This window comes from Bordetella ansorpii (assembly GCF_900078315.1).
Classification (GTDB): Bacteria; Pseudomonadota; Gammaproteobacteria; order Burkholderiales; family Burkholderiaceae_B; genus Bordetella; species Bordetella ansorpii.
The window spans coordinates 1,165,950-1,185,525 of record NZ_FKBS01000029.1; the positions used below are offsets into that span (position 1 = coordinate 1,165,950).

The 19,576-nt window shown below is 62.5% G+C and carries 18 protein-coding genes; 6 read left to right on the forward strand and 12 right to left on the reverse strand.

Annotation, left to right across the window (positions count from 1 at the left end; all coding sequences use genetic code 11):
- The 5 genes from A7W11_RS26860 to A7W11_RS26880 form a co-directional block, all read right to left on the reverse strand.
- On the reverse strand, positions 1-1,455 hold the full coding sequence (locus tag A7W11_RS26860; protein ID WP_066421541.1) for an ArnT family glycosyltransferase: 1,455 nt from the start codon (positions 1,453-1,455) through the stop codon (positions 1-3).
- Positions 1,439-2,473: a glycosyltransferase family 2 protein gene (locus tag A7W11_RS26865; RefSeq protein WP_066421544.1), complete on the reverse strand. Its 1,035-nt coding sequence runs from the start codon at positions 2,471-2,473 to the stop codon at positions 1,439-1,441. Before A7W11_RS26865 ends, A7W11_RS26860 begins: the two co-directional genes overlap by 17 nt.
- Before the next feature lie 121 nt (positions 2,474-2,594).
- Positions 2,595-5,753, reverse strand: a complete 3,159-nt coding sequence (locus tag A7W11_RS26870) for a CusA/CzcA family heavy metal efflux RND transporter (RefSeq protein WP_066421545.1) — start codon at positions 5,751-5,753, stop codon at positions 2,595-2,597.
- Between the two features lie 15 nt (positions 5,754-5,768).
- Complete coding sequence (locus A7W11_RS26875; protein ID WP_231885870.1) at positions 5,769-7,235, reverse strand: efflux RND transporter periplasmic adaptor subunit; 1,467 nt, start codon at positions 7,233-7,235, stop codon at positions 5,769-5,771.
- A 15-nt stretch (positions 7,236-7,250) separates the two neighbouring features.
- On the reverse strand, positions 7,251-8,417 hold the full coding sequence (locus tag A7W11_RS26880) for a TolC family protein (RefSeq protein ID WP_231885871.1): 1,167 nt from the start codon (positions 8,415-8,417) through the stop codon (positions 7,251-7,253).
- Between the two features lie 390 nt (positions 8,418-8,807).
- Here A7W11_RS26880 and A7W11_RS26885 point away from each other — a divergent pair, with 390 nt between their 5' ends.
- From A7W11_RS26885 to A7W11_RS26895, 3 genes are all read left to right on the forward strand, one after another.
- Complete coding sequence (locus tag A7W11_RS26885) at positions 8,808-9,500, forward strand: heavy metal response regulator transcription factor (RefSeq protein ID WP_066122508.1); 693 nt, start codon at positions 8,808-8,810, stop codon at positions 9,498-9,500.
- Positions 9,500-10,834, forward strand: a complete 1,335-nt coding sequence (locus tag A7W11_RS26890; protein WP_173678839.1) for a heavy metal sensor histidine kinase — start codon at positions 9,500-9,502, stop codon at positions 10,832-10,834. The genes A7W11_RS26885 and A7W11_RS26890 overlap by 1 nt, the downstream gene beginning before the upstream one ends.
- Positions 10,835-11,107: 273 nt before the next feature.
- Positions 11,108-11,794 carry a heavy metal response regulator transcription factor gene (locus A7W11_RS26895; RefSeq protein WP_066123683.1) on the forward strand — a complete coding sequence of 229 codons (687 nt, stop codon included), beginning with the start codon at positions 11,108-11,110 and terminating at the stop codon, positions 11,792-11,794.
- Between the two features lie 91 nt (positions 11,795-11,885).
- Here A7W11_RS26895 and A7W11_RS26900 read toward each other — a convergent pair whose 3' ends face one another.
- Positions 11,886-13,040 (reverse strand): porin, encoded by a 1,155-nt coding sequence (locus A7W11_RS26900; RefSeq protein ID WP_066122512.1) that lies wholly within the window; start codon positions 13,038-13,040, stop codon positions 11,886-11,888.
- Between the two features lie 525 nt (positions 13,041-13,565).
- Here A7W11_RS26900 and A7W11_RS26905 point away from each other — a divergent pair.
- Positions 13,566-13,865, forward strand: a complete 300-nt coding sequence (locus A7W11_RS26905; RefSeq protein ID WP_066122515.1) for a DUF4148 domain-containing protein — start codon at positions 13,566-13,568, stop codon at positions 13,863-13,865.
- 205 nt (positions 13,866-14,070) lie between these two features.
- Here A7W11_RS26905 and A7W11_RS26910 read toward each other — a convergent pair whose 3' ends face one another.
- The 3 genes from A7W11_RS26910 to A7W11_RS26920 all read right to left on the reverse strand — a co-directional run bounded on the left by A7W11_RS26910 (position 14,071) and on the right by A7W11_RS26920 (position 15,628).
- Complete coding sequence (locus A7W11_RS26910; RefSeq protein ID WP_066122519.1) at positions 14,071-14,352, reverse strand: DUF4148 domain-containing protein; 282 nt, start codon at positions 14,350-14,352, stop codon at positions 14,071-14,073.
- Between the two features lie 83 nt (positions 14,353-14,435).
- Positions 14,436-14,765 carry a hypothetical protein gene (locus tag A7W11_RS26915; RefSeq protein WP_066122522.1) on the reverse strand — a complete coding sequence of 110 codons (330 nt, stop codon included), beginning with the start codon at positions 14,763-14,765 and terminating at the stop codon, positions 14,436-14,438.
- 146 nt (positions 14,766-14,911) lie between these two features.
- Positions 14,912-15,628, reverse strand: coding sequence for a winged helix-turn-helix domain-containing protein (locus tag A7W11_RS26920; RefSeq protein ID WP_066421546.1), 717 nt, complete (start codon positions 15,626-15,628; stop codon positions 14,912-14,914).
- 365 nt (positions 15,629-15,993) lie between these two features.
- Here A7W11_RS26920 and A7W11_RS26925 point away from each other — a divergent pair, with 365 nt between their 5' ends.
- Complete coding sequence (locus tag A7W11_RS26925) at positions 15,994-17,097, forward strand: porin (RefSeq protein WP_066421547.1); 1,104 nt, start codon at positions 15,994-15,996, stop codon at positions 17,095-17,097.
- A 308-nt stretch (positions 17,098-17,405) separates the two neighbouring features.
- Positions 17,406-17,705, forward strand: a complete 300-nt coding sequence (locus A7W11_RS26930) for a DUF4148 domain-containing protein (RefSeq protein WP_066421554.1) — start codon at positions 17,406-17,408, stop codon at positions 17,703-17,705.
- A 220-nt stretch (positions 17,706-17,925) separates the two neighbouring features.
- Here A7W11_RS26930 and A7W11_RS28940 read toward each other — a convergent pair whose 3' ends face one another.
- Genes A7W11_RS28940 through A7W11_RS26940 form a run of 3 tightly spaced genes read right to left on the reverse strand, consistent with a single transcriptional unit; the run spans position 17,926 to position 19,387 of the window.
- Positions 17,926-18,135, reverse strand: coding sequence for a hypothetical protein (locus A7W11_RS28940; protein ID WP_235816981.1), 210 nt, complete (start codon positions 18,133-18,135; stop codon positions 17,926-17,928).
- 10 nt (positions 18,136-18,145) lie between these two features.
- Entirely contained in the window at positions 18,146-18,472 is a 327-nt protein-coding gene (locus tag A7W11_RS28945; RefSeq protein WP_235816982.1) for a hypothetical protein, read from the reverse strand.
- A 51-nt stretch (positions 18,473-18,523) separates the two neighbouring features.
- Entirely contained in the window at positions 18,524-19,387 is an 864-nt protein-coding gene (locus A7W11_RS26940; protein ID WP_218188635.1) for a hypothetical protein, read from the reverse strand.
- Positions 19,388-19,576 lie beyond the last annotated feature (189 nt).

Genomic DNA, 19,576 nt, shown 5'->3' on the forward strand with positions numbered 1-19,576 from the left:
TCACTGGGCGCAGCCCTGGATCTCGTACAGGGTGTATCGCTTGCTGGAGTACACCGCCCGCGCGGTGACGCCAGGCGCCGCCAGCATGGGCCAGGGCCGATCACGGCGAACCGCCGTCAGCATCCCGCTACCGCGACAGAATGGCCGCAGGTCAGCCGTGTCCCAAGGCAGCAGGACAGCGGCGCCCTCCGAGTAGTAACGGGCCGAGAATGGCCGCTCCCCCACGTAATACAGTGTCTGGTCTGCATTCCTGAGAGCAGCCGCGGCCTGAACGAGCCCCTTCTCGGTCTTGAAATGCAAGGGGTCCCCCAGCGCCTGGATACTGAGAACCGCCGCCGCCGAGGGAACCAACAGCATGCCGGCCAGCAATGCTCGGTTGGCCAGGCCCACGAAGCGGCCCGGCTGCCATGCCGCCAAGCCACATCCCAGCAATAGCGCCACCGCGGGAAGACTCGGCAACACGTAGGTCCACAGGATGTTCCCGGAAAGCGTGAACAGGGCTGGCGCCGCGACCGCCCACAGCAGCAGGAACCGTCGCCCGCCATCCGCGAGCGACACGCGCACGGCCTGGCGTGCGGCGGGCCGGAACAACGCCAGAACCCCCGCCCCGATGACCAGGACGCTCCAGGGCGCGGCCGCGCCGATCCAATCCAGCCATATCGCGCCCAACGCACGCGCATGGGCCGTGCCATACAGGTCGCCCTCCCAGCCCGAATCGACGAACCGCAGGAAGTGCTCTCCGACGATGAAGTACTGCAGGAAGCCGGGCGTCTTGAACTCCGCGGCCACATACCACGGCACTGCCACCATCAGCGCCAGGGGGATGCCCAGCGCCCAGGGCAATGCCCGCAACGGTCCGCGCCAATTACGTTGCCAGAGCATCCAGCCCGCGCAGACGCCGCCGATCAGCACGACGGCCAAAGGGCCCTTGGCCAACATGCCCAGTCCCAGGCCCAGGAAGAATCCCAGCCCTTGATACCAAGGCCCATCCCGTCTTGCCGATATGAACGACAGCATCGACAACGTGATAGCAAAGGCCAGGAACGGATCGGTCAGCACGGCGCCCGCGCTAAGCAGGGGCAGGAGCATCGTCGCAAGCACCAAGGCCGACCACCGCGCGGCGGGTTGGCCGAATACTCGACGCGCGAAGCAATACACCATGGCAAGCAACGCCGCCATCGCCAGGAAAGCGGGCAGGCGCACGGCTAACTCGCTCACGCCGAACAGCTTGATGCTCAACGCCTGGGCCCAGAACGCCAGCGGCGGTTTGCCCCAGAATGGCACACCGGGTTCGAACCACGGCGTAATCCAGTCATTGCTCTGCGCCATCAGCCGGGCCACTTCGGCATACCTCGGTTCGGAGGTATCCGCCAAAGGCAGCACCGCCATCGAGAACAACCTGGCCACGGCGGCGACGCCCATGACCGACCAGAACACCTTACTGCTGACGCGCATCGACCAACTCCAAATGCGCACCGCGCGTCTCAGCCCGCTCGGCCGTTTCCAGAATCTCGCTCACCAGATAGATCGGACGCTGCTTGGTCTCGATGTAGACCTTGCCCAGGTACTCGCCCAGCAGGCCGATGGTCACCAGCTGGATGCCGCTGAACAAGGTGATCACGGCCATCAACGAGGGATAGCCGGGTGCCTGATGACCCAGTATCAGCGTCTTCAACACGATGGTCAGCCCGAAGATGCCGCCCGACAGCGCGACGAGCACCCCGATCCCCGTGGCCCAACGCAAGGGACGTGCAGAAAACGAAGTGATCCCCTCCAGCGCCAATCCGAACAGCGCGAAGTAGCTCCACTTGGTGCTGCCCGCCGCCCGTGGCGCCCGGTCGTAATCAATGACCCGGGTCGGCATGCCGACCCAAGCGTAAAGGCCTTTCATGTAGCGGCATCGTTCGGGCAGGCTCAGCAGCGCATCCACCGCGCGCCGGCTCATCAGGCGGAAGTCACCGGTATCCGCGGGGATATCGGCGCGGCTCAGCCGGCGCAGCACGCGGTAGAAGATGTGCGCAGACAGGCGCTTGAGCCAGCCATCGCCCTGCCGCGACCGGCGCCGCATGCAGACGACATCGGCCCCGTCCCGCCAGGCCCGCAGCATGTCGGGGATCAGCTCGGGGGGATCCTGCAGATCCGCGTCCAGCACGATGACGGCGTCGCCGCGTGCATGGGCAAGGCCGGCCGTCATGGCAGCCTCTTTTCCGAAATTCCGGCTCAGGCGCACGACGCGAATCGCGGGGTTGGCGCGCATCGCGCCACGCAACCACGCGACGCTGTCATCCGTGCTGCCGTCGTCGACGAAGACAAGCTCGTAGGACTCTCGCTGTTGCTCCAGCAACGAAACGAGCCGAAGCACGCACAGTGGCAGGACATCGAGCTCGTTCAGGAAGGGAATGACGATGGACAGGCATTCCGGCGGCGTATGCCCGGCCCCCGGATGCCGCGAAAAACGTGCGTGGTCTTGCATGGAAGTCGCAGTAAGAATGACGAAGCGCCACTCTATAAGTGGCGCTGCGACAATCCCTGGACTCGTACATTACAAATTTGAAAGCCTGCGGAAGGGTGCTTCCGCAGGCTCACCGGATGGGTCAAGACGGCAGCGTGGCCTGCTCCAACTCCAGTTCCTCGGGATCCTTGCGATGCAGCCACCGATACAAAGCGGGCAGCACCAGCAGCGTCAGGATGGTCGAGGAAATGATGCCGCCGATGACGACCGTGGCCAGCGGCCGCTGCACCTCGGCGCCCGTGCCCGTCGCCAGCGCCATCGGCACGAAGCCCAATGACGCCACCAGCGCAGTCATGAGCACCGGCCGCAGACGCGTCAACGAGCCTTCACGCACCGCAGCCTCCAGCGGTAGCCCTTCCTCGCGCAGCGTGCGGATGAAGGACAGCAGCACCAGGCCGTTGAGCACCGCCACCCCGCATAGCGCGATAAAGCCGACCGCCGCGGTGATGGATAGCGGCAATCCCCTGATCCACAGCGACAGGATGCCGCCCGTCAACGCGAACGGAATTCCGGTGAAGACGATCAGGCCGTCCTTGACATTGCCGAACATGGCGAACAACAGCGCGAACACCAGCACCAACGCCGCCGGCACGACGACCTTCAGGCGGTTGGTGGCCGACTCGAGCTGCTCGAACGTGCCGCCCCAGGCTGTCCAGTACCCCGCCGGAATGCGGACCGGCGCAATCGCCTGCTCGGCCTCCTGAACGAACGAACCCAGGTCGCGGCCACGCACGTTGGCGCTGACCACGATACGACGCTTGCCATCCTCGCGCGACACCTGGTTCGGTCCGGGCGCCAAGGTCAACGAGGCCAGCTCGGATAGCGGGACGTAGGCCGTGGGTTGCCCCTCGACGGCGGGCAGGGCAATGGGCAGCCTGCGCAGTGCATCCACGTCCTCGCGCACGCTCTCCGGCAGACGCACCACCACCTTGAAACGTCGGTCGCCCTGGAAGAACGTACCGGCCTCTTTGCCGCCCACGGCAATCGCGATCGTGTCCTGCACGTCGGACATGCTCAGGCCATAGCGCGCGGCCTTGGCCCGGTCGATGTCGACGGTCAGCATGGGCAGGCCGGTGGTCTGCTCCACCTTAACTTCCGATGCGCCGGATACCTTCTGCAGCGCCTCGGAGATCTCCAACGCGGTCTTGTTCAGCACATCGTTGTCGTCGCCGAAGATCTTGACCGCCACGTCGCTACGCACCCCCGATATCAGTTCATTGAAGCGCAACTGGATTGGTTGCGAGAACTCGTAGACGTTGCCCGGCATCTTGGCCGCCTCTTCCTGGATCGCGGCCAGCAGTTCCGCATGGGTCTTGCGCGGTTCGGGCCATTGGTCCAGCGGCTTGAGCATGATATAGCCGTCCGAAATGTTCGGCGGCATGGCGTCGGAGGCAATCTCCGCCGTACCCGTACGCGCAAACACACGCTCGATTTCCGGGAATTTCTCCTTCAGCCGAACCTCCAGGCGGCTTTGCATCTCCAGCGATTGCGTCAGGCTCGTCCCCGGAATACGCAGCGCCTGGATGGCGATGTCTCCTTCATTCAGGTTCGGAATGAACTCGCTGCCCAGGCGCGTGGCCAGGAATCCGCACAGCACCAGCAAGGCCAGCGCGCCGCCCAGCATGGCCGGCGTGCGGCGCAACGCCAGATCCAGCAGCGGCTCGTAGCGGCGCCGCGCCCACGACATCACGCGGATCTCCTTCTCGGAGACGCGCTTGCCGATGAACAGGGCCACTGCGGCGGGCACGAACGTCACCGACAGGATCATGGCGCCCAGCAGGGCCATCACCACCGTCAGCGCCATCGGATGGAACATACGTCCCTCGACACCGCTCAAGGCGAAGATCGGCAAATACACCACCATGATGATCAACTGGCCGAACAGCAGCGGACGCCGGGCCTCTCGCGCCGCCGCGAAGACTTCGTGGAAGCGCTCGCTGCGCGTCAACGGACGCCGATGGTGCTCCTGCGCATGGCTCAGGCGCCTGACGCAGTTCTCCACGATCACCACGGCGCCATCGACGATGATGCCGAAGTCCAGCGCTCCCAGGCTCATCAGGTTGGCGCTGACCTTATACGTGACCATCCCCGTGAACGTGAACAGCATGGACAGTGGAATCACCATCGCGGTGATCAGAGCGGCACGGATGTTGCCCAGGAACAGGAAGAGGATCACGATGACCAGCGTCGCCCCCTCGACCAGATTCTTCTTCACCGTGGCGATGGCCTTGTCCACCAGCGTGGAGCGGTCATAGACCGGAATCGCCTTCACGCCTTCCGGCATGGTCTTGTTGATGGCCGCCAGGCGATCGGACACGGCTTGCGACACGGCGCGGCTGTTCTCGCCGATCAGCATGAACACCGTGCCCAGCACGACCTCCTTGCCGTTGTCGGTCGCAGCGCCGCTGCGCAGTTCACGGCCAATCGTCACGTCCGCGACGTCACCGACGCGGATGGCCTGCCCCTGGACGGCGGTCAGCACGATCTGCCGGATATCCTCGATCGATTGCACCTGGCCCGGTGCACGGATCAAGTATTGCTCACCCTTGCGCTCGATATAGCCGGCGCCGACGTTCGCGTTGTTGCGGTCCAGCGCCGTCATGATGTCGGCCAGCGACAGGCCGTACGAGGCCAGTTTCTCGGTGTTGGGCGCAACCTGGTATTCCTTGGCGAACCCACCGATGGTGTTTACCTCGGTTACCCCAGGCACGTTGCGCATCTGCGGCTTAATCACCCAGTCCTGAATCTCACGCAGATCCGTCGGCGTGTAGGCAGACCCATCCGGCTTGCGGGCGTCCGGTTCGGCCTCGACCGTCCAGAGGAAGATTTCCCCCAGGCCCGTCGAGATCGGCCCCATGACCGGCGTGATGCCATCCGGCAGATTTTCCTTGGCTTCCTGCAGCCGCTGGCTGACCAGTTGCCGCGCGAAGTAGATGTCGGTGCTGTCGTCGAAGATCACCGTCGTCTGCGACAGCCCGTAGCGCGACAGCGAACGGGTCTGCTGCAGCCCGGGCAGGCCCGCCATGACGATTTCGATCGGATAGGTGATGCGCTGCTCGGTTTCCAGCGGTGAATAACCGGGCGCGCTGACGTTGATCTGCACCTGCACGTTCGTGATGTCAGGCACCGCGTCGATGGCCAGGCGGTTGTAATTGAACACGCCGATCGCCGCCATGGCCAGGCTGACGAACAACACCAACCATCGCTGCTCGATGGCGAAACGGATAAGACGTTCAAACATGTCGCGTCGCTCCGTTCAATGGCCGTGTTCGGCGCTGGCCTTGCCGAGCTCGGACTTCAGCACGAAGGTGTTCTGCGTGGCGTAGGTTGTTCCCGGCGCCAGGCCCGAGATAACCTCGACCTCTTTGCCCGACGTCTTGCCCAAGGTGACCGGCTGCGGCAGAAATCCGCCCGGCACGGCGATGAAAACCGTCGGTTTGTCCTCGACCGTCTGCACGGCATCGGCCGGAACAGCCACCGCCACGTCGGCGCTGTCGACCACCACATTGACCGACACGAACAGGCCCGGACGCCAGGCCGACTCGGGATTGTCCAGCGTGACGCGGGCCGTGGCGGTGCGGGTCTGTTGGCCCAGCAACGAACCGATGTACGACACCTTGCCATGCGCCGTCTGCTCGAACGCGGTGGAGCTGACCTGCGCCGACTCGCCCACGCGCACCTGCTGCAGGTCCTTGGGCGCGATCAGGAATTCGGCCCAGACCGTGGTCAGGTCGGAAATCGTGAAGATGTTGGCGGTATCGGGCAGGGCCTCGCCCAGGGCGATGTGCTTCTCCACGACGATGCCGTCGAACGGCGCTCGCACTTCCAGCAGGCTGCGGTCCTTCGCGCGCGATGCGCCGCCGATGGCGCGCAACTTCTGCTCGGCGTTCTGCACGGCGATCTGCGCCTCCTGCAAGGCGGTTCGCGCCTGCTGGAAGTCCTGTTCCGCCGAGACCTGTTCCTTCCAGAGCTTCTGCTCACGATCGTACGTGGTGCGCGCCAGTTCGCGGCGACGCGTCGCCGCCTCCAGCTCGCTGCGCATTTCAGACAGGGTCGGGCTGGAGATGGTCGCCAGCAGGTCGCCCTTCTTCACCGCCTGCCCCAGCTCGGCCGACACCTGCTGGACCACACCCGCCACGCGCGGCACCACGTGCGCCGTGCGGTCCGCGTTGAACTTCACCTCGCCGGGAAAGCGCGCGCTGGTGGCCACATTCCCCTGACCGGCTTCCGATGTCTTGATACCCGCATTGGCGATCTGTTCCGCAGTCAGGGCAATCAGCCCCTCATCCTTGTGGAACTCAGCACGCAACGGCGCGGTCCGGCCTGGCCACTTCACCTCGACGTCGATATCGAAGAAATGCGGCTCATCGATGCTGCCCGCGCTGGACACTACGCCAGGCTCCACCATCATCTTCAACGGCTCCGGCTTCGAACCAGGACGGTTCAGCACCGCGCTGACGGTCAGATCCGCCGGCTTCACCGGCTTGCCGCCGGCCGTCACCCACACTTGCAGGCGGCTCTGGCCATTGGCTTCCGCCACGTTGAGTTCGACGGCATCGCTGCCATCCTGGGTGACCACGCCGCCATTCGGGCCGGAGGCTTTCGCCTCGCTGCCCTCGGCGGCATGCCCGGCCTCTTCGGCCCAGGCCATCGGCTGACCGAACAAAGCGGCGGCCAGCACCAGGATACGCACTGAAGAAAGTAAAGGGGGACGACGGGTCATGGATTGCTCTTTCATTTATCGGCCAATGATGCGATCGATCTGCGCCCGGGCCTGATAAGCCTCGGCCAGAACGTTCAGGTAGGAGACGTTGCCCTGCGACAGCGCGCGCTGTGCGTCCAGGACTTCCAGGTAGCCCATCTTTCCGGCCTCGAAGCCTTTTCGCGCGGCGTCGAATGCCTGGGCCGCGCCAGGGAGCACGGCGTCCCGATACTCCTGCGCGGACGCCACGGCCAGGTCGTAGCGCGATGCGGCCTGAAGCAGTTCGGAGGTATTGCGGGCCGTCATGTCCCGATAGACGTCCTGCGCCTTGTAGGCGCGCATGGAGGCGGCATAGACGTTGCCTTGATTCCGATCGAACAAAGGCAACGGAATCGAAACGCCCACTTGTCCGCGATTGCGGCCCATCTCGTTGTCCCGCGCCACGCCAGCGCTCAGCGTGATGTCGGGAAAGCGCTTGCTGCGTTCGACCTCCAGTTCGGCCTGGCTCAGTTCCACAGTGGTGCGGCTGGACGCCATGCGCGGCGAAGCGTTCAGGCTGTTGCGCAGCTCGTCGAGCGAGGGCCGGGCCGGAAGACTGTCCAGATCGGCGTCGACTTTCTCGAATCCCGGCGTGCTCTCGCCCCAGGACAGCACCAGCGTACGGCGGGAGTCTTCCAAGGCGATCCGCGCCGCCCGCTCGGCCAGGCGCGCATTGCTGACCTCGACGTCCGCGCGAGTGCGCTCGATGGGCGCCGCCTTGCCAGACTCCACGCGTTGGGTCGCGATCCGCTGCGCCTGTCGCGCGACATCCAGCGAAATGCCCGCCACCCGGACGTTTTCCTGTGCCACGGCGACGTCGAAGAATGCCGCCATGACCGATGCGCGCACCTCCGCGCGGCTGGCGTCGGCATCCAAACGCGCGACGTCGCGTGCCAGCCGTGCCGCTTCGGTCCGCGCGCCACGCTTGCCGCCCAACTCGATGGGCACGCTGAGCATGGTCGTGGTCGTGCGCGTCGCCTTCTTCTGGTCCTCGACACTGACGTCCAGACTGGGGTTAGGGATCAGGCCCGCCTGCTCGAGCAGGCCATCCGCGGCCTTGGCCTCGTTACGCGCCGCGGACAACAGGGGGCTGTCTTCCAACGCACGATCCAGGGCTTGTTGCAGCGTCAGTACACCCGTGACCGACGCCGAGGGCTGAAGCACGGCGGACGCGCCGCTATCTCCAGATTGGGCCCACGCCGGCGGCGCGAGAAGACATAGCGCCGCGACCACGAGCGGCAAGGGCTTGAAACGCATGATTCGACCTGACTGGGGGAAAGCGGCGCGACGCACGCAACGCTTGTAGAGAGAGGCGCCGGCAGAGGGTCGGCGGGAACGGCTGGTACTCTAGCTAACGGCAACAGTCAGATCTTCGACAGAAAAATGACAATTTTGTAATCTGGCGGCATCCCGCCGGCGCATTACAACTTCGTAATCTGCCGGTAGGCGAATTGGCGAGGCCCCGTCCGTAGAATGACCGTCACGGGCCTACCAGACCCGATCCCAAGTGGCCTTGCGCGAACAAAAGACAGACCACGCATCGAGTGGCGACACATGAAAGTCCTGATCATCGAAGACGAGCGCAAGCTCGCGGAATACCTCAAGCGGGCGCTGTCCGAGCACAACTACGTCGTGGACGTGGCGTCGGACGGCATCAGCGGGCTGCACCTGGCCAAGGAGACGCAGTACGACCTGATCCTGCTGGACGTGATGCTGCCCGGCATGGACGGCTTCTCCGTCCTGGCCGAGATTCGCAAGCACGACCGCGTCCCCGTCCTGATGCTGACCGCCCGCGACAAGCTGGAGGACCGCGTGCGCGGACTGCAGGATGGCGCGGACGACTACCTCGTCAAGCCCTTTGCCCTGTCGGAACTTCTGGCCCGCGTCCTGGCGCTGGGACGCCGCCGGGGCAACGCCATCATCGAGCCCAGCCGCCAGAACGTCTTGAAGGTAGGTGACCTTGAACTGGACCTGTTGCGCCGCCGTGCCAACCGCGCCGGCGCGCGCCTGGACCTGACCGCCAAGGAATTCACGCTGCTGGCGCTGCTGATGCGACGCCAGGGCGAAGTGCTGTCCCGGCTGGATCTGGCCGAACAGGTCTGGGACATCAATTTCAACAGCAACACCAACGTCGTCGAGGTGGCCGTGCGCCGCTTGCGCGGCAAGGTCGACGATCCCTTCCCGGTCAAGCTGCTGCATACGGTGCGCGGCATGGGCTATGTGCTGGAACTGCGAGACAACGAGTAATGCTGCGTTCGCCCAAGTCCCTGCGCCGCTGGCTGTCGCGCTGGCTGGCCTTGCTGACATTCGCGGCATTGGGGCTCGTCTGCCTGGTGGTGTACGTCTCCCTGAACATGAACCTGCAATCCCGGCAACGGGCCCTGCTGGAACAGAAAAAGGAAGTCATCGAACATCTGGTCGAGGAATACGCCCGTCAAGGCGACCTATCCCAGATGGACCACAAGCTGCGGGATTTCTTCTACGGACGTTCCGAGTTCAGCCTGAGCCTGACGATCGACAAGGCCACCTCGCTTTACGGCGAGAACAACCTGTATGAAAACGAGGGGCACTTCCGTCAGGTCATCTTCAGCATGTCCATCCCCGAACAGCCCAATCTCAGCATGCATGGAGAGCTGCTGCTGGACACCTCGGCCGATCATCACCTGAGGGCGGTGCTGGCCTGGACGCTGTTCGCTTGCGCCGTGGTCGGCGCCATGGTCGTCAGCCTGATCGGCGACATCATGGTTCGCCGCGCCTTATCCCCGCTGCACGATGTGGGGAAGCAGGCCGAAATGCTGTCTCCGGACCGCATCGGCGACAGGCTGGATGAAAGCGGCCTGTCCGTTGAACTGAAGCCGCTGGTACGGCAGTTCAATGCCGTCCTGCAACGCCTGGAACGCGCCTACGTCCAGATGGAAGGCTTCAACGCGGACGTCGCGCACGAGCTGCGCACGCCCCTTGCCACCCTGATCGGCGAGACCGAACTGGCGCTGTCTTCACGCCGGCACCCCCTGGACCTGCGCGAAGTGCTGGGCTCGAATCTGGAGGAGCTGCAACGCATGTCGGCCATCATCAACGACATGTTGTTCCTGTCACAGGCCGACCGCGGCGCCCAGGCCCGGGTCAGCCAGCCCACCCAACTGCGTGCGCTGGTCGAAGAAGTCCTGGAGTATCACGAGGCCGAAGCCCTGGATGCCGGCGTGCGGCTCAGCGTCATGGGAGACCACCTTGCGCAGGTGGATGCGCCGCTGTTCCAGCGCGCCATCTCCAATCTCCTCTCCAACGCCGTGCGCTACGCGCGGCCGGACTCCGAGGTCAAGGTGCTCATCGACAGCCCGCAGCCAGGACAAGTTCTGGTGCGCGTGCAGAACCTGGGCGACCCCATCGGCGCCGAGCATCTGCCGCGCCTGTTTCATCGTTTCTATCGCCAGGACTCCTCGCGCACCAGCGAGGCCAATCATCACGGGTTGGGATTGGCGATCGTTGCGGCCATCGCGCGCATGCATGGCGGCAAGCCCCATGCGATGTCGGAAGGCGGGGTCACCAGCATAGGCTTCTGCATGGCGGTCGCGCAGGCATAACGCGAAGCCCGTGCCGCGGCGCCGATTCCGTCAGCGAGATTACAAACGCCCTATCCAGCGATTGCATATTCGTAATTCGCACGTTCGGGTTCTGACGCGGCCTGATCGCTAAAGTGAGTGTCTACGATCGCAGGCGCTGGCGTGCAGTTGCACCGCGCTGCGAAGGCGTTCGTCTTCACCGCACGAATCGCCGAGACAGCGGCAGCAGCTCCACGTTGGCACATGCGACATCACCCTCATGCCGCAGCCGTGGCAGGCAGCACCAACGATCAGATGAAAATACTTGTTATCGATGACGAGAAAAAACTTGCAGAGACACTCAGGCGCAGCCTGACCGAGAATGGCTACTTCGTCGACATTGCCCTGGATGGAGCCAGCGGACTGCACCTTGCCTACGAATCCCAGTACGACCTGATCATCCTGGACGTGAACCTTCCGGATATGGAAGGCTTTGAAGTACTGCACCGGATCCGGCAGAACGACGCGGTTCCGATCATGATGCTGACCGCGCGGGCCAGCCTGGAAGACAGGGTCCGCGGACTGGAGCAAGGCGCCGATGACTACCTCATCAAGCCGTTCGCATTGTCCGAACTGCATGCACGCGTGCTGGCGATCAAACGGCGCGGTGCCGGCGCCGACACCGCCCAGGGCCAAAATGTACTGCGGGTCGCCGACCTGGAGCTCGACCTACTGCGCCGCCGCGTCATGCGCGGACGCGCCCGCATCGACCTGACGGCCAAGGAGTTCGGCTTGTTGACGTTCCTGATGCGCAGACAAGGCGAGGTTCTTTCTCGCCTGGTGCTCGCCGAGCAGGTCTGGGACATGAACTTCAACAGCAACACCAATGTGGTCGAGGTCGCCATCAGACGCTTGCGCGCCAAGGTGGATGATCCCTTCGACATCAAGCTGCTGCACACCGTGCGCGGCATGGGGTATATGTTGGAGCATCAGGCCGATTGAACTGCTGTCTTCGACGGCATGAGCCAGACCACGAAAAAGGCCGGAAGAGACTGTCATTTCTTCCGGCCCTCCCACGAACTACGCCCGCGTCTTAAAACGCGTGGCGGACGCCGATCGTGGCCTCGGTGGCCTTGGCGTCATCCAGGAACGCATAGTTCTTGGTGTACTGACCCACCGCATACACATTGGTGCGCTTCGACAGCGCATAGCTGTAGCCCAGCGAGAACGTGTTGGTGGTCGAGTCACCGCCGGTCAGCGAATCGTTGTTGGGGTCAACACGCTGCCAGGAACCGAACATCGTGCCGGCCTTGCCCATCGGTGCGGACAGCGCAAGCAGGTACGAATTGGTGCTGAACCCATCGACGAACGACGTGGACGGCGTGCCGCGGAACGAACCGATGGCGGCCCCGTTGGGCAGGCTCTTGCCGGCGAACCAGCCATCATTCATGCGCTCGTATGCCAGCGCCAGCTTCACCACCTCGAAATCGTACGAACCGCCGACGGTGAACGAGCGCGGCGTCGTCGCACGCTGCGCGTTCGACAGCTTGCCCGACGGATTGAGCTGGTCGTAGGAGACGAACGCCATCACGGGACCGTTGGCATAGCTGACGCCGCCGGTGATCGCGCGGGTGTTGTCCGCCGTGGCGAAGCCCGTCTGCGCGGTGTTGCGGTCATCGGCGTTGAACGAGTAGCCCGCCGAGAACTGGAACCCCGAGAAGCGCGCGCTTTCGAACAGCGCCAGGTTGTCGTAGCGCACGAAGTTCGCGGCGCTGAAACCCAGGCCGGCGCCGGTGTTCAGCTGGCTGAAGCCGCCGTACTGGGCGCCGAACATGGCGGAGTACAGGCGGCTGGCCACGTTGTACTGGCGGCCGATGGTGAAGTCGCCCCAAGCCTTGTTGCCCAGGCCCACGGTAGCTTCACGGCCGAACAGGCGGCCATTCTGCAGCGAGTTGCCGTTGTTGCTGTCGAAGCCCGACTCCATGCGGAAGCTGGCGTACAGGCCATCGCCCAGATCTTCCTTGCCACGCAGGCCCCAACGCGAACCGGCGGTGGTGCCGGTCGTGGAGCCGATGCGGCTGGCGTCGAACGAAGTACGTGCGCCCGTCGCGGGGTTCCTGACCGAGCCATCGACATTCGCATAGCCAATGCCGGTGTCGATCAGACCATACAAGGTGACCGACGTTTCCGCTTGCGCGGTGGTGGAGAAGGCGGCCACGGATGCGGCCAGCAGGATCGTCTTTTTCAAGAAGTGCTCCTTTGCACAGAGTCAGACTGAGGTGCCAGGCCGGTGTCCGAATCGGGTGCAGGGGTCGCTGCGTCGTCAGAAAAATGACAACCCTCTCGTCCATCGGCATTAGCCAAGGCAAGTGTGTGCAGGGGCAATCGACAGGAATCGAACGCGAGAATTACAAATATGTTTGCCTGCTGTCATCGAGCCATTTCGCACTGACCGGAAACTCTCTCCAAGTCCATGTTTTTCCATTGATTGAGGACAGGAAGCCGCATTGCAAAGGCCATTCAAATGCAGCGCCTTCAATGTTCATGAAGATGCTCTTCTGTAGCAATCCCGCCACATTCATAGCGTGTTTTTCTGTAGCGATATCGCACGCCACGCACGATGTCGAATTGCTGACGAAAACGTAATCTCGCAGTGCGCATTTGGTCGAAGGTGCATCGCTAGAATTTCTCTACGTTCTGATGAATCAACGATCAACGTAGCCAACGATCCGCAACGCTTGTGATGTGTGGATCAGTACAGAAGGAGCGACTTATGAAGGCACCCGTGAAATTCCTCTGCGCCGCGCTGGCGCTGGCCGCAACCTCGGCCGCATACGCCACATCCGCGTCGCAACAGCCCGCCAACAACCAGGCCTACCAGCCGCGCGAATTGACTCGCGCGGAAGTGCGCGCCGATCTGGCCGTATGGAAGCGCGCCGGCATGGATGAATTCTGGCGCACCGACACCACGCCCGACATCTACAGCCGCGAGTACCGCACCGCCGAGGCTGAATATCGCCGCATGCGCAACGGCCCCGAGTACCAACAGGAACTGCAACGCCTGACGAAGTAACTCGACGATCCTGAGTGACCTCCTCCACCGCGAAGGGAAGAGGTCCTTTTTTACGCATACCACTTCGGTGGTATGCGTTTTTTTTGCCTGTGCTCATGACTGTCGGAAAGCGGATCTGCATCCCCTGCCGATTGCCGATTGCCGCGCCCAAAAAAAAGCCCGCATGAAAGCGGGCGGGTGATACGCGTGGACGACGCCGGCACACTCAATCGCTCTGCCGACCACGCAAACGCTCCAGCTCCTGTTGATAAGCAGGACCGTTGCGCAGGCTTTCGTACTGCGCATAGCGACGGCGATACTCGGGCGAAAAAAACGCCTGGGTGTTGTGCCCACGGTAGTACTTGTCCATCCCCGCGCGCTTCCACATGGCCAGATCGGCTTGCACTTCAGCGCGCGACCGTCCTCCTTCGGACACTGGATCCTGAGAGGCGCCTGCGCATCCTGCGAGCGCCAAGAGAACGACGGGGGCGAGAATCAGGGATTTCATGGTCGACTCCATTCCTGTGGAAAACGCTCCGCCATGCGTGCGGCCGGCATAGACCGGCCGAGCACGTCAGACGGCATGGTCTGTCAAGCGCCGGCGCCGTAGATCTCGGCAAGGCGGGCCCGCTGTTGCGGCGTGACGGCGTCACGCTCGGCCCGCACCTGCTCGCGGGTCTTCTCGGATTCCGTCAACCAGAAAGGCTTGGGCTGGGCGCGATACGAGTAGTACCAGGCCTGCTTGTCGGCCTTGGCGGCCAACAGTTCCTGGCGCACCGTCTCGGCGCTCTTTCCTGCGTTGTTCTCGATGTGGATTTCGTAGCCAGCCTCGGTATTCGTCTGGTGCCAGGTATCCGCCTGTGCGGCGGAAGCGGCGCCGAGGGAAACGGCCAGTGCAATGGCGGTGGGAAGGTATTTCATCTTGCAGTCCTTGATCGTTAAGAGTTCCGCGCACGAAGGCGCATGAACGTACTTTAAGGACAGGCCGTCGACAGTTCCCGGTCTGTCGGATTACGTTTCGGTAATGGGTGTTGGCGGCGCCAGGCCAGGCATCTGAAAATGGAAATTCAGCAAGCGTGCAGTCGCATGCCGGGAACCGGACCACGGTCTTCCAGCACATATCCCATGCCGCGCACCGTGTGCAGCAACCGCCGCGAGAACGGGTCATCCATCTTGCTGCGCAGACGCCGGATCGCCACCTCGACCACGTTGGTGTTGCTCTTGAATTTCATATCCCAGACCTGCTCCGCCAGGACCAGACGGGACAGCACTTCACCGCGCTTGCGCATCATCAGCGCCAGCAGGCTGTACTCCTTCGCGGTCAGATCGAGTCGCTTTCGATTCCTGAACACACGCCTGCGAAAAAGATCGAGTTCGAGGTCCGCCACCTTGATCAATCCGCTTCCCGCGCTATCCGCACGATGCCGCAGACTGCGGCGCCCCAATGCAAACACCCGGGCAAGAAGCTCCGACAGCGAGACCGGCTTGGTCAGGTAGTCATCCGCGCCCTCACGCAGGCTGCGCACCCGCACGTCGATACGCGAGTCTCTGCCCAGCATCATGATGAACAGATGATCGTTGCGACGCAGATGGGACAACAGCTCGAACGCATTCATGCCGGGCAAGGCTACATCGATGATGGCCAGGTCATAAGGGGCCTCCCGTATCCGCTGCAGGCCACTGACGCCATCACAGACGGCATCGATCACATGGCCGTCGTCCTGCAAAGCTTGGCCGATGTAGGCCGAGAAATCATCTTCGTCATCAATGATCAGAATCTTCACTGCGGATCATGCCTAGTCAAGCCAGAAGTTTTGCGCGCCACTGTACTGGCACCACTACGACAATCCGCGAACACGCCGATTACACAACCGTAAGGTTGCCCAGACCCTGCATGCAAACGCCAGGTACGTCTCTCCGTGTGGTCCGGTTGCGACAGAGGGCACGTGAAAGTGCGGTGTCGAGGAGACCTTTCTAACGCGGCTATTTCCCATTCATTACATCTGCGTCATGAAACACGGATCGCGGCTTTCTTTCACAAGCGACGCAACAACAGCTTGATGAAATGCCGCCACTTCCTCAAACGAAGTCCCCCCGATGGCTCTTACCCGGCCAACGGATTGGGAAGATCAAAAATTCTGGAGTTTTCATGAAGAAGAGTATTCTGGCCGCCGCTGTCATCAGCGCTGTCTCGGGCACGGCCTACGCCCAGTCGTCCGTTACGATGTATGGACTGACCGATGGCGGCGTGGGTTACACCCAGTTCAAGAGCGACGATGCCAAGAGTTCGCGCTTCGGCGCATGGGACGGCGGCCAGTCCAGCAATCGCTGGGGCCTGCGCGGCAGCGAAGACCTGGGCGATGGTCTGAAAGCGATCTTCACCCTGGAGGGCGGCTTCAGCCTGATGAACGGCACGCAAAGCCAAAGCGGCCGCCTGTTCGGACGTGAAGCCGTCGTTGGCCTGAAGTCGGCCTCCTGGGGCGAGTTCACGATGGGCCGTCAAGGCAACATTGCCTACCGCTGGCTGGCGGGCGTGGCCACCCCCTTCGGCAACAACTACGACCAGTCGCGCACAGCCGGCACGTTCAGCCCCGCCGAAGTCCGCTATGACAACCAGATCCAATACCTGAGCCCCACCTTCTCGGGCTTCCAGGTCGGCGTGGGTTACTCCTTCAACGCCGACGGAGAGCAGAGGTTCAAGCGGAACGACGGACAGGATCCCAACACGCGCGCCCTGACCACCGGGCTGCGCTACGTGAACGGCCCGCTGAAAACCGTCTTGACCTACGACCAGAACAAGGACGCTGAGACTGCCACGGGCGTGACGGCGAAGTCGTGGAACCTGGCTGGCAGCTATGACTTCGAAGTGCTTGAAGTGAACCTGGGCCTCGGCATCACCGACGACGGCTGGTTCGGCACCCCGTCGCAACTGCGCAACTCCGACATGGGCTTCGGCAGCATTCGCCCCTTCAACGATGGCTTCCGCGCCTATTCGTACGGCGTAGGCATGAGTGTCGACGCGGGTTCGCGCGGCAAGGTGCTGGCGGGCTGGGGAATGGTCGATCCGCGTGACGGCGGCACCGCCTATGCCGGCCGCGACCTGAAGCCGCAGCACATTTTCAGCCTGGCCTACACCTACAAGCTGTCCGCGCGCACCAATCTGTACGCGCAAGGCGCTTATGGCCGCAACGTCGCTTTCGTGTCGGGCAACACGACGCAATCCATCGGCATCGGCATGCGCCACAGCTTCTAAAGTCGATAGCAGGCCGACGCCACGCTCCGTGCGCGTCGGCTCTGTATGCTCGAGAAGCCGCTTGCCTGACGAACAAAGGCCGCTACAGAGCAGTATTTCGTCTCATTGATTTCATGGGCTCTTCGCCAATCTGGCGAGTCAGTTTTCTTTATCGGCGAATACCGGGATGCTGACTAAAACGTAATGTCGGCGTGGGGTTCAGGTCGAGAACGCATAGATAGAATTTCTCTACGTTCTGATGCACCAACGATCAACGTACCCAACGATCCGCCACGACTGTGTCGCGCGGACCTGTCAAGGAGCGATAGATGAAAGCCCCCCTGAAATTCCTTTTTTCCGCGCTGGCACTCTGCGCAGCATCAGCCTCCTATGCGAGCGCCTCGACGCCGCGAACCGCAGACGCACAGGCGTATCAACCCCATGAACTAACGCGCGCAGAAGTCAAAGCCGATCTGGCCGTCTGGCGGCGCGCAGGGATGGACAAGTTCTGGCGCATGGAAAGCACTCCCGACATATACAGCCGCGAGTACCGCACGGCCGAAGCCGAGTACCGACGCATGCGCAACGGCCCCGAATATCAGCAGGAACTGCAACGCCTGACGCAATAGCCAACGATCCTGAATTCCCCCACCGCGGGGGGAAGAGATCTTATTCCACGCATACCACTTCGGTGCTATGCGTTTTTTTCTGGGCACTCACCTGGATGCACAGAAATTCTGCTGTGCGATCAGTCGGTGCACTGCACACTTAGCCTGTGCAAGCCGGTGGTACTCAGTAATGCAGCAAGCAGAAGCTGACTTCCGCCTGCTGCAGGTTGCGGTGCAGAAATCAAGTCTCAACACCGCAGGCAGACCACATAACGCGCTTGGGCCCCTGGTAGTCGCCCTCGGTCTCCAGCGTGATCGTCACGTCACTCTTGGTCCGATTGCGCCAAAACACGGGTCTCCCGTTGGTCGTCCAGACGAACGTGACCTTGGCGCCCTGCTTCGTCACCATCTTGACTTCCGCGCCCTGTCCCGGCTTGAGCGTCAACGTCATCTGGTCGCGCTTAGCGGCAGCCATTTGCGTCGGTGAAGCAGAGGCAGCAGGCGGCGCCTGTACCGGCGTCTGCGCCTGCACGGGTGTAGCAGCCTGCGTCGGAGTCGGGGGCAGGCGCCACGACGGCGGCCTGCATGCCAGGCGTACTCGTCGGTGCCACGCCAGCTTGCGCACCGGCCTCGGCCTCCTGAGCCAGCTGAACCTTGATCTCGCCCATCGACGTCAACCCCAGGACTCGGGCTGCGCCCGTCGGATCAATGCCGTACTCACCAGGCAAGATGGTCGTCACGAGCAGCACGACGGCAACACCGGCAGCAATCGCGGTGGAACGCAGCAACTGCGCGCTGGACGACAGTTCGGCACGAGGAGCAGGTCAGTGCCACTAACGTCACGCGGTCGCTTTCTGCATATCTGCAACCAAATCCTGGCGCGAGACGTCATCGAAGGAGTCACGCTTCAGTTTCAGTGCGTCGATCATCGTCTGATTCGTCAGTAGAAAGTTGTCCAACAACGTATACCAGTTGAGCACGAAACGCTTCATGCGCTCATCATCACTGACCAGACCAGGCAACCCCTTCGCGACCTGGCCTTGCATACGACTGCGAATCTCTGTGTCCGCCTCGGAGATCTTTCGCCCAATCAGAATGAGCTCGAAGTGCATCGCGCTACTGCCAAACTCCGCATGCTTTTTTATGAGCTGCGCGTAACCATCAAGCTGCTGAAGGTGCTTGTAGTTGAGTGAAATACTTGGCCGTTTGATTTCGATCACGATGCAGCGATAAATTCTGCGCCCCATGGAGTCGTGATGCGGCACCTTACGCGCGAGGAACAAATCGGTCTGCTTGCTTGCGCCTTCAATGGCTTCAGCGTCAGTCGAGTCCAAGTCCTCCAAGACAAGATCGTCGATTCCCTTGACCGCATCGCGAAGCGATTTTGCGATTTTTGTGAATGTATCCTCCTCGGCCCCGAGCGTTTCATAGGAGCTGCCGAACAACCACGTATTGGCTTCGATGATGCCCTGCAAGTCCGGCGTCTCGAGCGTCTCCGTATAGTGATCGTTCATCAACGTTCGCAGCTTGTCAGCCACCTCGTGCCTGTGACGCAGCACCTCAATCGCCGACACGATACTTTGCAGCGACACACTCTTGAGCTGCTTGGCGAGCAACTTAGTTGAGGCATCGTCTAGTTCCAGAACACTATTGAGTATCTCGAAGATTGCATCGTTCTCATTGGACACCGCGAGCTTGTCCAAGAGTCGCACGACAATTTTCTTCTGACTCTTCTTAAGCGATTTCAACGAAGTCGGATCGGCAGTGTAAATGGCACGCAGGATGCTCTTCGTATTCTCGAACCGCCAGCTCTTGTAGTCCTCAGACAGACCTGAATCGCCCCGGGTATCGCGGAGGCCATTTGGTTAAAGTAAAACGGCCTCGTCGGCGGT

Coding starts and splice junctions, on each gene's coding strand:
- A7W11_RS26860 (WP_066421541.1), bottom strand. CDS start 1,455: ATGCGCGTCAGCAGTAAGGTGTTCTGGTCGGTCATGGGCGTCGCCGCC.
- A7W11_RS26865 (WP_066421544.1), bottom strand. CDS start 2,473: ATGCAAGACCACGCACGTTTTTCGCGGCATCCGGGGGCCGGGCATACG.
- A7W11_RS26870 (WP_066421545.1), bottom strand. CDS start 5,753: ATGTTTGAACGTCTTATCCGTTTCGCCATCGAGCAGCGATGGTTGGTG.
- A7W11_RS26875 (WP_231885870.1), bottom strand. CDS start 7,235: ATGACCCGTCGTCCCCCTTTACTTTCTTCAGTGCGTATCCTGGTGCTG.
- A7W11_RS26885 (WP_066122508.1), top strand. CDS start 8,808: ATGAAAGTCCTGATCATCGAAGACGAGCGCAAGCTCGCGGAATACCTC.
- A7W11_RS26890 (WP_173678839.1), top strand. CDS start 9,500: ATGCTGCGTTCGCCCAAGTCCCTGCGCCGCTGGCTGTCGCGCTGGCTG.
- A7W11_RS26895 (WP_066123683.1), top strand. CDS start 11,108: ATGAAAATACTTGTTATCGATGACGAGAAAAAACTTGCAGAGACACTC.
- A7W11_RS26905 (WP_066122515.1), top strand. CDS start 13,566: ATGAAGGCACCCGTGAAATTCCTCTGCGCCGCGCTGGCGCTGGCCGCA.
- A7W11_RS26910 (WP_066122519.1), bottom strand. CDS start 14,352: ATGAAATCCCTGATTCTCGCCCCCGTCGTTCTCTTGGCGCTCGCAGGA.
- A7W11_RS26915 (WP_066122522.1), bottom strand. CDS start 14,765: ATGAAATACCTTCCCACCGCCATTGCACTGGCCGTTTCCCTCGGCGCC.
- A7W11_RS26925 (WP_066421547.1), top strand. CDS start 15,994: ATGAAGAAGAGTATTCTGGCCGCCGCTGTCATCAGCGCTGTCTCGGGC.
- A7W11_RS26930 (WP_066421554.1), top strand. CDS start 17,406: ATGAAAGCCCCCCTGAAATTCCTTTTTTCCGCGCTGGCACTCTGCGCA.
- A7W11_RS28940 (WP_235816981.1), bottom strand. CDS start 18,135: ATGACGTTGACGCTCAAGCCGGGACAGGGCGCGGAAGTCAAGATGGTG.